At 46.9% G+C, this 14315-nt stretch carries 10 protein-coding genes; 5 read left to right on the top strand and 5 right to left on the bottom strand.

The genetic code is table 11. The features are described 5' to 3' along the window. Nucleotides 1-13 precede the first annotated feature (13 nt). The 3 genes from M0L20_RS24080 to M0L20_RS24070 all read right to left on the bottom strand — a co-directional run bounded on the left by M0L20_RS24080 (nucleotide 14) and on the right by M0L20_RS24070 (nucleotide 4530). Nucleotides 14-619 (bottom strand): outer membrane beta-barrel protein, encoded by a 606-nt coding sequence (locus tag M0L20_RS24080; RefSeq protein WP_248479600.1) that lies wholly within the window; start codon nucleotides 617-619, stop codon nucleotides 14-16. A 240-nt stretch (nucleotides 620-859) separates the two neighbouring features. After that, on the bottom strand, nucleotides 860-3172 hold the full coding sequence (locus M0L20_RS24075) for an FdhF/YdeP family oxidoreductase (RefSeq protein WP_248479598.1): 2313 nt from the start codon (nucleotides 3170-3172) through the stop codon (nucleotides 860-862). A gap of 263 nt (nucleotides 3173-3435) precedes the next feature. Next, entirely contained in the window at nucleotides 3436-4530 is a 1095-nt protein-coding gene (locus M0L20_RS24070) for a catalase family protein (RefSeq protein WP_248479596.1), read from the bottom strand. An 832-nt stretch (nucleotides 4531-5362) separates the two neighbouring features. Here M0L20_RS24070 and M0L20_RS24065 point away from each other — a divergent pair. After that, nucleotides 5363-6244 (top strand): DUF808 domain-containing protein, encoded by an 882-nt coding sequence (locus M0L20_RS24065; protein ID WP_248479594.1) that lies wholly within the window; start codon nucleotides 5363-5365, stop codon nucleotides 6242-6244. A gap of 75 nt (nucleotides 6245-6319) precedes the next feature. Here M0L20_RS24065 and M0L20_RS24060 read toward each other — a convergent pair whose 3' ends face one another. Further along, nucleotides 6320-8752, bottom strand: a complete 2433-nt coding sequence (locus M0L20_RS24060; protein WP_248479593.1) for a TonB-dependent receptor — start codon at nucleotides 8750-8752, stop codon at nucleotides 6320-6322. Between the two features lie 181 nt (nucleotides 8753-8933). Next, a complete protein-coding gene (locus M0L20_RS24055; RefSeq protein WP_248479592.1) occupies nucleotides 8934-9278 on the bottom strand; it encodes a DUF6249 domain-containing protein in 345 nt (114 codons plus the stop codon). Nucleotides 9279-9467: 189 nt separating this feature from the next. Here M0L20_RS24055 and M0L20_RS24050 point away from each other — a divergent pair, with 189 nt between their 5' ends. From M0L20_RS24050 to M0L20_RS24035, 4 genes are all read left to right on the top strand, one after another. Next, a complete protein-coding gene (locus M0L20_RS24050) occupies nucleotides 9468-10019 on the top strand; it encodes an RNA polymerase sigma factor (RefSeq protein WP_248479591.1) in 552 nt (183 codons plus the stop codon). 33 nt (nucleotides 10020-10052) lie between these two features. Further along, a complete protein-coding gene (locus M0L20_RS24045) occupies nucleotides 10053-10541 on the top strand; it encodes a hypothetical protein (protein ID WP_248479590.1) in 489 nt (162 codons plus the stop codon). A 448-nt stretch (nucleotides 10542-10989) separates the two neighbouring features. After that, a complete protein-coding gene (locus tag M0L20_RS24040) occupies nucleotides 10990-13542 on the top strand; it encodes an FdhF/YdeP family oxidoreductase (RefSeq protein WP_248479589.1) in 2553 nt (850 codons plus the stop codon). A 503-nt stretch (nucleotides 13543-14045) separates the two neighbouring features. Beyond that, nucleotides 14046-14183, top strand: coding sequence for a hypothetical protein (locus tag M0L20_RS24035; RefSeq protein ID WP_248479588.1), 138 nt, complete (start codon nucleotides 14046-14048; stop codon nucleotides 14181-14183). Nucleotides 14184-14315 lie beyond the last annotated feature (132 nt).

The following is a 14315-nucleotide window of genomic DNA, read 5'->3' as shown; positions in this document are numbered from 1 at the left end:
CTGAGTATCGATGCTACTTCTTGCCAAATGTGAAGTATACACCTGCCCCAAGCAAAAAAGCCTTTCCTGTTTCGCCATCATCAAATACAATGTGATAACCCGCATCGACATTTATGCCAACAACGGGCGAGAGGGCATATTGCAAACCTACTTTGGGTGCTATCCCAAACTTGTTAGCGCTGTCAGACGCTTTAAATGTATTATATCCGTCGGAGATTTCGACCTTAGTAGCGGACCGGTACAACCCAGCTTCCAGACCAGCGTAGGGTCGAAGAGCGGATTGGGAAAAAAAGTATTCAGCCTGTCCTGTCACCATAAGAAGATTTGCCGAGGCTTTAATTGATGAGATAGCGCCTGATTGAGGATCGAAAGGGATGATAGCTGAACTGTTTGAAGTAAAATACCGGCCATTCAATCCAATGGCGAAGTTAGGTTTAACAAAATAGCGTAGTGTAGCTCCACCCCCCCATTGACCATCGGAGAATGAAGCCCCTGATTCCGTTGATGCCAGATAGTTTCCTGTCAGGTTTGCCTGGAATTGTGCCTGTGCTTGGGGAGATAAGAGTAGTGCGCTTACAACAAGGAGCAAAGAGGCCGTTAGTTTTACGGTGTTTTTCATAAGGAGCATATTGCTTTGATTCGCGCTAAATTACAGTTGTTGTCAGGCTTTTTGTCTCCAAATGTACTCTTTCTCGAAAATTTGTTTCGGCTAATGTCTACACAGGTTGCGAACCTGTTGATTAACTTGCTGGCTATGTCTCATTAGTTACTTAGTTTCTTCTACATCGTTACGAGAAAGCGATGTAGAAGAAACTTGATTATGGCTGCTTCGCTGATCGAAGAACTTTTTGAAATGAGCTTATGCTTGAGTCGGTGTCACTTTAACGACAATGGATTTGGAGATCGGCGTATGGCTTTTCTCAGCCATTTGATCGATAGGTACCAGGACGTTGGTTTCTGGAAAATAAGCTGCCGTGCAACCCCTCGGAATGTCGTAAGGCACTACTATAAACCGATGTGCAGTTCTGGTCTCTCCGTCATATCGACTGTGCAGATCAACCGCTTGTTTCTCCTGTAAGCCCAGACTGGCTATGTCGTCGGGATGCATGAACACTACCCGTCGTTCGTTATGAACGCCCCGGTAACGATCCGCGTTTTTGTAGACTGTCGTGTTAAACTGATCGTGGCTGCGAATGGTCATCAACAGCAATTCATCCGATTGCAGCTCATGGGGTGTTGGTGCGTTGACCGTAAAGTGCGCTTTACCATCGCTGGTATTTTTAAACACCCGGTCGCGGGGATCATTCGGAAGGTAAAATCCGCCCGGCTGCCGCACCTTTTGGTTATAATTGTCAAATCCTTTGATGGTTTGCGCAATCAGATCCCGGATTCGGTCGTAATCCGCTACAAGGCTATCCCAGTCTACGGTCGATTTTTCGCCTAGTGTGGCCTTTGCCAGTTCGCAAATGATGGCGACCTCGCTTTTCAGATGAGGAGAAACCGGGTCCAATATCCCGTGCGACTGGGCTACTACGCCGGTGGTGCTTTCGCAGCTTATAAATTGCGGCCCAGATGCTTGAATATCGTGGTCGGTACGGCCAAGGCAGGGCAGGATCAGCGCCGTTTCACCATGAATCAGGTGGCTACGGTTTAGTTTGGTCGATACGTGCACGGTCAGTCGGCACTTGCGCAGCCCTTCGGCCGTGAAATTGGTGTCCGACATGGCCATCGTAAAATTGCCGCCCAGTCCAAAGAAAACCTTGCCTTTCCCCTCGTGCATGGCCTTTACCGAGGCCACCGCATCATAACCATTCTCGCGAGGGGGCTTGAACTGAAACACTCGTTCCAGTGCTTCCAGCAGTTCGGGTTTGGTTTTTTCCCAGACGCCCATCGTCCGGTCGCCCTGTACATTGCTATGGCCGCGTATAGGGCTGGCTCCTCCTCCTTTAATACCGATACTGCCTTTTAAGAGCAATAAATTAATGACTTCACTAATGGTAGCTACCCCATTCTTGTGCTGGGTCAAACCCATTGCCCAGCAAATAATCAGCTTTGGCGTGTACTTGAACAAATCGACAGCCTGCTGAATCTGTTCTACCGTCAGACCACACTGGGCGGCTAGTTCGTTTAGATCAAAATGGTCCAGGCTTTTGACGAAAGATTCGTAACCGGATGTATACTGTTCGATAAAATGCAGGTCGAGTACTTTGCCCGGCTGACCCGCCATAGCCGCTTTTTGCTCTTCCGCTATCAACAGCTTGCACATCGCTTTTAGCAGTGCCAAGTCCGAATTAATACGGACTTGCAGAAAGACATCAGCTAGTTTTTCTCCGCCAAACAGCATGTCGCGCGGACTTTGCGGGTATTTGAAGGCCAGCAGACCGGCTTCGTGCAGGGGATTAACGGCAATGATTTTACCACCCTTGCGCTTCATTTCTTCCATTGGGGTCAGCATGCGGGGAGCCGTTGTTCCTGGGTTCTGCCCCATAATCATGACCACATCAGCCGTCTCGTAATCCTCGTAGGTAACCGTCGCTTTGCCTAAGCCGAGGGTATCAGTCAAGGCAACTGTGGTCGATTCGTGGCACATGTTCGAACAGTCGGGCAGGTTGTTGGTGCCGAACATTTTGACGAAGAGCTGATACACAAAAGCGGCTTCGTTGCTGGCACGTCCCGAGGTGTAAAAAATGGCTTCGTCGGGTGATTCGAGCGCGTTCAGTTGATCGGCAATGAGGTCAAAAGCTTCTGACCAGTCGATGGGTACGTAATGAGTAGCACCGGGTCGCAGGACCAGCGGCTGAGTCAGACGACCCTGCTGACCTAACCACAAATCGCTTTTTTCGATCAACTCAGCGACCGAGTAGCGCTGAAACAGGACGGGGGAAGCGGTGTGCTTAGTCATGACCTCATCAGCCACTGCTTTGGCACCGCTTTCACAATACTCAGCAATGGGTGAGCGCTTGCCGTCTGGATCGGGCCAGGCGCAGGAAGGACAGTCGAAACCGTCTTTCTGATTCAAGTTAGCCAGGGCCTTCCAACCCCGGCTAACATTCGTACCGCGCAAGACGTGTTCAAACGAAGCAACAATGGCCGACATGCCAGCCGCTTCTGTTTCGGGTTTATCCAGTTCAAGGTCACCCGTAAATTCTTCGGGAGGAGTATTCTGATCCATACTTTGTTTAGGTAATGTCGATTGGTAACGCGTATGAGTGATCAGACGCCAGCCTATCCGAGTGAAAAGCCACCGAGCTCAGGCATGATAAACACACATAGGTATCGCCGAAGCTGTCTGTAAATACCAGTGCCTGATGTCAGGTTTATACGTTAATAAAACAAGAATAGATTCTTGGATTTATCTGCTCAACAGGTGGGGTGCTAAACGCTACCGTGGTTATCGTAATGTAAGATACAAATTGGTGAGCCCACAAACTATAGTTACTTTACTTGCTGGGGGTCCTCTGCCTTGCCGTACATATTCTGGCGGAACGCTGCTGACGCTTTGTAGGTTGCGTTGCGTGCCCGCTGAATGACACCCAACGGACGATGAGCTGCCAGGCCATGCCAGGGGCTGAAGTACATCTTGTCTTCTACCAAAGCCACCTTTTCGTCTGTCCATGCTTGCTGGGGAGCAATCGTTAGCTTTCCGACGGTGAGGTAAGGGCTTTCCTGCTCAGGCCATTCTACCGAAGCATCTTCTACTGGCATTTTTTCGATGTCAGTTGACAGTTGCACGCCAAATTCCCATTCTCCGCCGTTGGTAGCGAAAAAATCCTGCAATAGGTGGCGTAGCGCGTCGTCGTCACTGTCGATATCAATCGGCTGGTCTTTGAGAGAAGTTAGGTTGGATGTTACTGGCGTCAGAGAAAACTTAGCCATGTAATCGCCGTACAGGTATGCCCCCTGCGAATAATAGGTATCGCCCATTGGGTGCGTAGCCAATTGACCACCCATTCCTGGCATCACGCCCGCATCGGAACCGCTAACCTTTTCTACGACTTCGCCAATAGCACGCAGGGTTTTGGAGATTCCTTCTTTGAGGCCCTCGGCCTTGTTTGTCAACAGATCGAATCGTTTCAGACCACCCAGAAAATCTTTAAGCTTTTGCGGAAAAATGGGACTATTGACCAGAATAAAATCCTGCGAAGTTGATTCATCCGCACCGGGTAGATGCTCGCCTTCCACACCACCAATTTTAAAGGAAATGCCACGGGGTGTCGATACGCTATCAGGTAGTACATCACCCGGTTGAGTAGAAATACGCGCCGTAATCGGATAGGTGCCGGGTTTCGCAAACAAGCCCTGTGCCAGATAAGGAGGCAGGTTATCGAATACCTGAAATTCACCCGTCAAGATAGCATGACCTTTCGCGTGTACACTCCGTATGGCGTGTCCCTGTGACTGATACGTTTTTCGTTGGATATGGGCCATCGTATCAATAATCTCCTGAATGGTTTGGGCTTCGTCTGGCTCAGGCTGCTCGTAGGAAGGATCGTAAGGCAGTGGGTTGAAGTCTGCGGGCGCTTGTTTCATGAATAATGGTTTTGTCATATGACAACTTCATAAACCAATTAATGTTTTTGATTTCACTACATAGCATATAGGAGAAAATGGTATGGTATTTAAAGGTGCTTTCTTTTATGTAAGTATCTGATTGCTAAATCATAGCAGGGAATCAGCCGATTGCTCGCGCTCTAGCCTATAATGCGTTAGTTATAAGGTTCATTAGCATATGATTCTAGGAAACGATGTTTACTTTTTCGCCAAAAGCCGTGTTGATTTTTCAGGATAATCGCTATCTATCGCTATCAAATTTAGCTGTACATTTTTCAGACGGAATTTCCTGAATTAAGGGACGAAACACAACATTCAAACGTGCACTTGGACCAGGGTGTTTGGTAGCAGATCCAATTTGCAACCCATTTGAGTTGACAATGACTAAGTACGCCTATAGCCGATTATAGCGCTTACATTAAGGCACTGCTTAGGTAGCTCGTTTTGATAAAGAACAATTGACTAGCAAATGTTGAGACACATAGTGTTCGTATTAAACAACTGTGACGACTTCTCATCGGTACCGCAGATTTGGTAAAACTACTTACCTGCATTCTGGTTGAGCATGCAGGACAATCGATGTGTAGTCGATAATCGGAATAATGCAAGGTGGAAGCGTCTTCAAATCGTTTTTATAGCATTTTGCTCATACTTGCAGTAAGACATTCTCTTCTGTAACGCGCAGCTTGATCAAACAAGCGGTCCCTTGCTACGGTTTGTCTATTCGTTCCAGAATCTAATGAACAAACTGTGTATACAATATACAGACAGGATAAGGCTCTGGGACTATCAATTTAAATTAAGCAAAGAAATGGCATCTGGTATTTTTGCAGTTCTGGACGATATAGCGGCCCTGATGGATGATGTGGCTTTAGCGACAAAAGTAGCCACCCGAAAAACAGCCGGTATACTAGGCGACGACCTAGCCGTAAACGCAGAAAAAGCTACGGGTTTCCTGGCCGAAAGAGAGTTACCGATACTATGGTCAATTACGAAAGGATCGTTGATCAACAAACTTATTATCGTTCCCGTTGCGCTATTACTGAATGTGTTCTTTCCCATTGCAATCACATTTATACTGGTGTTGGGAGGGTGTTATCTGGCTTACGAAGGGGGCCACAAAATAATCGAATACTTTTTTAAGACGGCAAAGACAGATACGCCAGCAGCCGTAGCAAGTGAACAGGCTGATCGAGCCGTCGATCACGAAAAAGCGAAGATAAAATCCGCCATCATGACCGACTTTATTCTGTCAGTAGAAATCGTCATCATTTCACTGGGTTCAGTTACCGATCAACAGACAATGATTCAGGTAGTAACGGTGTCAGCGGTTGCCGTGATAGCGACGGTCGGCGTATATGGTCTGGTAGCGCTCATCGTGCGAATGGATGACGCAGGCTACCGATTGATTAAATGGTCAGACAATAAAGGGTTTTTCTCGATACTAGGCAATGGTCTTGTAAAGGCGCTGCCGGTTATCATCAGAATTTTAAGCGTAGTAGGAACGTTGGCTCTCTTGCTGGTTGCGGGCGGGATTTTTGTGCATAACTTAGACTTCTTGCATCATCTGTACCCTGATCTTCCAGCAATAGTGCGAGAATTTGGCGTGGGGCTGGTTGTCGGATTGGTAATCGCGGGCAGTTTCGCCCTGTTCAAAACAATTCGGGGATCAACTAAAAAAGTGGCATTGTAACATGTTAATTTTCAGCATATTACAGAAGTTACTATATCGTAGACTATTCAGATTAATCGGCTACTACCAAGCAGACTAATTCCCACTCAGGACATCGTCATTACGAATTCCGCGTTTGCTTTTTTTTATCGTTTCCTTGAGCGTCCCGAATTTGTAGTTCAAACTAGCAGTAAACGACCGATAGTAGTCCCACCGAAAACTTGTCTGCTCAAAATCAGGTCCGAACGTGTTGGAAAGGTATTTTCTGTAGGTGCGAAATGGGTTGCTGACCGAACCTGCCAGCACTAACTTGTCTTTGATCAGATCTTTATTGATGCTGAGCGAAGTAGCGAGCAGACTATTTGTGTTACCCTGTAAGTTAATACTTGGGCCATTCAGCTGCACATTGGCTGTCAGCCGCCAGTCTTTGGGTAGTCTGTAATTGGTGGACACAGCAACGTTGTACATCAATCCACTATTTTTGATTAATACGCTATTGACCAGCCCCTGCACCATCCCATAAGCAGCCCGGCTGTTTGCACTTAAGTTCCACTGTTTGGTGATCGAATAACTGAGGTTTACGTATAAGCTTGGGAGCTTCGCCGTACCTGTGTTTCCGTAGGAGGTTCGCGTAATGTTTGTCGCTGAATCGTATACCGATACCGTAAAAACAAGATTCCGAAAAAACGTAAATCCCAAGCCTATGTTAAGTTGAGCTTTTGCTGGCCTGCTATACGTTACCTGAATGTCGTTGACAAGGGCGGGTCGAAGTTCAGGATTGCCGCTTCGCTCGAAATTTGGATTAGAACGATCCACAAACGGATTTAACTGATTAATTCCTGGTCGTTGAATGCGCTGTGTATAGCTTAGGGTAAAGCCAGCGCTGTTCTCTAGTTTCCGATTTACAGATACGGAGGGGATCAGGTTAAAATACGTCCGTTGTAATTTGGCATCGACCGAAATAAAATCAGCATCAATAACGGTTTCTTCTATACGTAAGCCTGCTTTTACGCCCCAGCTTTTCAACGAATACTGATACGTCGCGTAAGCCCCGAACACATTCTGCGTATTCTTAAATCGATTGCTGATAGCTGGTTGAATCACATACTCGCGCGTTACAGAATCTGCTACAGCGTACTGAAAATTGCTTTGATTATCCCGTAAAATTCCTTTTATACCCGCTTCAATCTGGTGTTTTTTGATCGGGTGTACATAGTCTAGCTGAAACGTTTGTTCCGCGAAAGACTGGTCGTTTACTTGCTGATAGTCAGGCAGGATATAATTCATTCGTTCCGTAATGCTCAAATTACTATGCTGGCCGTCTCGATAGGATAGATAGCGGTACGAAAGGGTCAATAAACGGTTTTTATCCGCCCGAAAGCTGCGTTGATAATTCAATGAGGCATCTACACCCTGTCCATCTCCCGTACGGTTATTTTCCAGCGTGTAGCCTTGTTGATAAACACCTGACGTTGTTAATAAACTGGTCTGTAATGAATTGCCTGTCAATTGATTGCCATTCAGATTGAACTGAGCAACAAGTAGATTCTGCGCATCGATTTCATAGCTCATTTCGTAGCCCAGGTAGGATGTTCGACTTTTCGAGCCTGTAGTGCCTTCCTGTAAAAGATTAGTCGGTTGTTCACCGGTAGTAACTCGTTGGACACCCCCTCGAACGGGAAGATTATTGTAAAGACTAGCCCCGCCAAAGGCTGAGACGCCGAATTTCCCCAACTTTGCCGAAACGGATCCACCCAAACCCGGCCCGCCCACCGGAAAACGTTCGCTGAAGTTGATGGAACCGTTATAACCATTGTCCAGCTTTTTTGTGGTGATGATGTCGATAATCCCAGCTAATCCCTCTGCGTCGTACTTGGCTGGTGGCGAGGTAATTACGTCAATGCGCTCAATGGATGAAGCAGGCATACTCCTGAGAATGTCTTTGTAGTTGCGCTCCATCATGCTCGACGGTTTTCCGTTGATAAAAATCTTAAAATCACTATTCCCTTTCATGAGGATATTGTTGTCGCCATCCAGCGAAAGAAGCGGTACTTTTCGCATCATCTCTAAGACGTTGACAACCTTGCTTTCAGGATCAGCCTGAAGGTTGTAGCTAATCCGGTCTATTTCCTGCTTGACAATTTGCTTGGCAGCCGTTACGACGACTTCTTGCAAACCCACGATGTCTGGACTAAGCAGCACGGTGCCCAGCTCCACCTCTTTTTGTAGCGAGTCTCTCAATTCGATTGGAATTCGTTTGGTCCTGTAGCCTACTCCTGCCATCACCAGCCAGTAGCTGCCCGCTTCTAAACCCGTAAACGAAAAAAAGCCGTCTGCTTTGGAATAATCAACTTTCAGAGCGGTGTCTGGCCCTTTCATCAAATTAACCGTGATGAAGGTCAATGGCTTACGCGTGGATGAATCGGCAATCGTCCCCTGAACCGAGTAACTTACTGGTTGTTTCTGAGCAATACCGATGTGCACACACAGCAGCAGTATAGCCACCAAAAGTATGGGTATGATTTTCATGAATTTAAAGGTTGATCGGTTGAAAAAGGCAAGGCGATGCCAATAAGAGATTTGGGCTCTTTTCGAAAAATCGCAGCAGTAGAATTGGATTGGTTACCGGTATCAACCGGTGGGAATTTGGAAGAGAAAGGATTGTCTGGCTGTATCAGGGATTAAAGACAGTAGACAATCCAACCGGGTATCATTTTTTCTTGCTCAATCGATGCTCGATAACGAAGTTGGCTATCAAGCTAAGCCCACCAAATAAAAACACCATAGATAGGAAAGAGGTGACTTTGCTAATTCCATAATAATCGTGTAGCACATCCCCGACGATCATGCCAATGGCAATCCCGACAAACAGCATCCCAAATTTAAGGGTAGGAGAAATCGAGTTGTTGCCTGAAAATATGGACGCATCGACCCCCCGTTCGATCATAGCCATCCGTTCCCGGGAGCGGGTCATCAGAAAGACATACACGATTCCGAAGATACCGGAAAATGCGCCCAGGGATATAAGAATATGTTTTATGTCGCTACCATCCATACAGCTAATCGTTTACTGATTTTATTAATTGTTTTTCGCCCATAGGACACGCAAAATGAGAAACGGGTTACAGAATTCGACAACTATTTAATGATAAAAATTATTGGGTCAATCTGTAACCTCTTGTCAAAAACGCAGGTCTAATCTGCCAAAGCGCGCGAATGGATTTTCAACCTAACCAGCAAGCTCGTGAAGCAACCGGAAGATCAGGTCTATATCGATAAAATCATACATGGAGACTCTGCTTCCTACGCATTCCTTGTTGACCGCTATAAGCACATGGTCTACACGATTGCGCTTCGAATTATGCGAAATGCTGAGGATGCCGAAGACGCGGCTCAGGAAAGTTTCGTAAAAGCGTATCAGCAGATTCACCGGTTTGAGGGCAAATCAAAGTTTTCCACCTGGCTTTACACCATTACTTACCGGGTAGCTGTCACTAAATTAGAGCAGCAACGGGTCACAACGCTTCCGATCAATCAGGAAATCGCCGAAACCTACGCGTTTCAGCATCAGACTCCCCAACTGGAACATCTACAGGAGTCGGAGCAGCGAAAGTATATCAACGATGCGATTGGACGATTACCAACAACAGAAGGGTTATTGATCACGTTGTATTATCTGGATGAAAAGTCAATTAGAGAGATCGAGGAGATCACTGGCCTGTCGGAATCCAACATCAAGGTGAAATTATTCCGGTCCCGAAAAGTGTTGGAAGAGCAGCTACGCTTTTTATTATAAGTGAGCAAGTCGATTTGAACTGCCCGTTGTGCTATGGAAGACGAAAAAGAAGATCGTTTTAGAAGGTTGATTCAAAAAGCTGGCCCCGAAAAAACTGGCGCTGACTTTACCCGTGCGATTATGAAGCGGGTACAAGCGGAATCGGAACGGGATTCGGCAACAGAAGCAGCCCTGATCCAGCTTTTCGGATCACATACTTTAGTCGAAAAGCCATCGGTTGATTTCAGTCGTCGGGTAATGAACCAGATCACCGTCTCGCAACCAAAACCATTGGAGCCCATCATTCGCCCGAGCGTATGGTATAGCATTGCGGCATCGGTACTGTTTATTGTTCTTTTCTGCATACTCCTGCTCCCATCCAATTCAACTGAGCATCAATCGTCTGGACTTGATCGTTTTCTTTCTGGCTTTGAGGGCACCCTCGACGCCCTTCCTGTCAGTTACCCACTAACTATCGTGGCCCTAAGTGTACTGATGGTATCGGATTATTTTTTAAGACGAAAGCTAACAATCAATTACTAGTTAGTAGACCGCCAAGGATCAGGCTTACCGTCGGCTTCGCTTTCCGTGACTAACACACATAGACAACCCGGATTAAGGGAAATTAGAGTGATTGAGATCCAGGAAAATGCATGGCTTGGAGCTAGATCTACAGTACCCCTGCCATGCCAAGTCAAGCCAACTTAGCCCTGCTAATACCTGTTTCTAAAGGGCCGTTCCCTATCAGGACAATCCAATTTTTAGGGTAGCTAAACATCTTTTCCGGCAATAGGATTTAGTTAGCGAATACCCGTTCGCCGATCTGTATCGTACACAAACAACTGGCTCAATTATCAGTCCAGAGAGCTCGCTATTTAGTTACGTATAATAGAATACAGCTTACTTGATCAAAACGATTTTTTGAACGAGGTACACGTCAGATAAACAATCTGATCAACTAGTTAAACGCATTGCCTAACTGCCTGATATCATGGAAAATGCCCCCAATAACGAATCAAGACCCAGTAACCCAGACGAACAGAAGGCCGAAAACAAACCACAAAGTGGTCAACGATCTGGTCAGGGTACGGAGATGACCAATAACCACTACGATCTGCACGGAAAACCGGACGCCGACAAACGAAATTTTGTGGCTCCGGACAATGTGAATGCCAAGCACAAAAACCCTGTGCTGGCCCAACCCCCCGAAGAATTTACAGGACTTAAACTCGGCAAACCCGCAACGGTTGCAGCTGGCGTTACCGCTGTACTTAAATCGATGGAGTTTTCGTGGGGCGAAGCGGGGGTTGGTCGGGGAACGCACGCCTTGCTGAAGCTCAACCAAAAAGACGGTTTCGATTGCTCGTCCTGCGCCTGGCCTGATCCTGACGATCATCGGTCAGTGGCGGAATTCTGTGAAAACGGGGCTAAAGCAACGGCGTCCGATGCGGATACCCGTCGTGTTGATCCTGAGTTCTTCGCTAAGCACAGCCTGGTTGACTTGTCGCATATGACCGACCGGGATCTCAATAATGCAGGCCGGTTGACTCATCCGATGGTACTTCGGCCTGGCGCTACGCATTACACCAAGATTGAATGGAGAGAAGCGTTTCAGTTGGTGGCCGCCCATTTGAATGAATTAAAATCACCCGATGAAGCCGTTTTTTACACATCGGGGAAAGTGCCTAACGAACCGGCGTATCTGTATCAGCTTTTCGTGCGGGAGTTTGGTACCAACAATATGCCTGATTGCTCGAACATGTGCCACGAAAGCAGCGGCTCGGCACTGAGCATAAGTTTGGGACTGGGAAAAGGTTCGGTAACGCTGAACGACATTTATGACGCTGAGGTGATCATCATCATGGGCCAAAATCCTGGTACCAACCATCCGCGCATGCTGACGGCCCTTCAGATCGCCAAGCGGAAAGGGGCTAAGATTATTGCGGTAAACCCCCTGCACGAAGCCGGGTTGAGCCATTTTAAGAACCCGCAGGACTTCATGAATCCGATCAAAGCCGTCGGAACGTTGCTCGGCCACGGTACACCCATTGCAGATCTGCATTTACAAGTCAGAGTTAACGGCGACATGGCCGTGCTTCGTGGAATCATGAAGCATCTGCTGCGGGCAGAAGAACAGAATCCTGGAACCGTGATCGATCATGCGTTCATCAACGAGCACACGACCAACTATGAAGCGTTCCTGGAAACAATTCAAAATACTACCTGGGAAGACATCGAACTGATGAGTGGTCTGTCGCGCGAACAACTGCTCGAAGCCGCCAATATGATTGCCCCGAAGCAGAAAATCATTACCTGTTGGGCGATGGGACTCACGCAGCAAAAAAACGCCGTGATGAGTATTCAGGAGATCGTTAACCTGCACTTGATGAAGGGTGCCATTGGTAAGCCAGGAGCCGGTACGTGTCCCGTTCGTGGTCATTCAAACGTGCAGGGCGACCGGACGATGGGGATATGGGAGCGACCTCACAAAGAGTTCCTAGATGCATTGGCGAACGAGTACGGATTTGAGCCGCCCCGCGAACACGGCTATGATACGGTGGAAGCCATTAAGGCGATGCACGAGGGCAAAACAAACGTGTTTATGAGTCTAGGCGGAAACTTACTCTCCGCAGGGCCTGATACCGAGTTTATCGCCGAAGCCATTCGGAAGCAGAAACTTACTGTTTTTGTCAGTACGAAACTTAACCGGGGCCACCTGGTAACCGGTCAGACTTCGCTTATCCTGCCCTGCCTGACTCACCTCGACATTGATAGGCAACGTTCCGGTCACCAATTCACATCCTGCGAAAACTCAATGGGGGTGGTCAGTCAGAATAAAGGCGTTCTGCAACCGCTGGAAGGAGAGATGCTGAGCGAAGTTGCCATAATTTCAGGTATTGCACTCAGTACGTTGGGCGATCGAACAAAAGTCGATTGGGTTGGGCACACCGAAAATTACGACACCATTCGGGATTCGATTTCCCGCGTCATTCCCGGCTTTGATAAATTCAACGAGAAGATCCGGAAACCCGGCGGCTTTTACCTACCGAACGGTCCGCGTGAACGCAATTTCACGACCGAGAACGGAAAGGCCAATTTTACGGTGACCGACATGGTCATGCATCATATCGAGCCTGATCAACTGGTGCTGATGTCTATTCGTAGCCACGATCAATTCAACACAACGATTTACGACTACAACGACCGCTATCGGGGGGTGTATGGTGAACGACGGGTCATTTTTATGAATCCACAGGACATGCAGGATCGCGGCATCAAGGAGCGGCAATTGGTGACGATTACGAGTTATTACGAGGGACAGCAGCGTAAGCTTGAGCGATTTATTGCTATTCCCTACAACATCCCTAAGGGCAATACAGCAGCTTACTACCCGGAAATGAATCCGCTGGTTCCCATGGCGAGTGTAGCGTATATCAGTAACCAGCCAACTTCTAAATATTTAGTGATTACCGTCGAAGCCATCGGTGAGTTTCTTCCAGAAGGTAGTACATCATCTGTTCCGGTGGCAGCGCTAGCCGAGTGAAAATAGGTTTTTCAGACTATCCAGCCGGGTGGAACCATTGTTTAGGATGGTTTCACTCGGTTTTTATCGGTTGGGCGATCAACAAAACGAAAACCTGTTTCAGAAGTTGGACTGGGTTACATCCACAGTAGAAGCATTTCAGAACATAACTTTCGAGGTGTAAGTGCTTAATTTGTTGGGCGTGTTTTTACTTGTAAAAAAGATGGTACGATTAGCTATAATTGATTTAAGTATACCACTCAGTTTACTTTATTTACTATACTTGTAGCTTCGGCTTTAACTTTAAAACGACTTAAAAAAAACCTATATGGCTATTGCTATATCATTAATCAACTTACATAGCCAAGTGATGACTAGGTAAGTTGAACTTTTGTGCGGATAAAGCCAAAAAACAGTATGTATAACTCTCGAAAACTTTTCATTGAGTAAGACTTCCGAGCCTGATAAATCCCGGATTGCTTGCCTGTAAACTACCCATTCACCATCACTTAATCTGTTCAATCATGCCTAAGAATACTTTATACGTACCTCCTGCAAAAAAGATCTATCAAACGCCTACGATTAAAAAACTGGGCAATGTTAAAACGCTGACGCTAAAAGTGGGATCAAACTCCGACGGTTTCGGAGGAACCTTCGTTTAAATAAAACCAGCCGTCGTAACCAGGTAACGCACATGGCAATCATAAAATCGTAGATTGCATCTGGGTATTTCTCGTGCAAAAGAACACATCAGCAATAAACCGGTTGAGAGTATTCGGGCCCAGAAACGTGTT

The sequence above is a fragment of the Spirosoma liriopis genome, assembly GCF_023196085.1.
GTDB classification, from domain to species: Bacteria; Bacteroidota; Bacteroidia; order Cytophagales; family Spirosomataceae; genus Spirosoma; species Spirosoma oryzicola.
The sequence above is the reverse complement of the archived record's forward strand: the minus strand, read 5'-3'. Positions and strand labels throughout refer to the sequence as shown.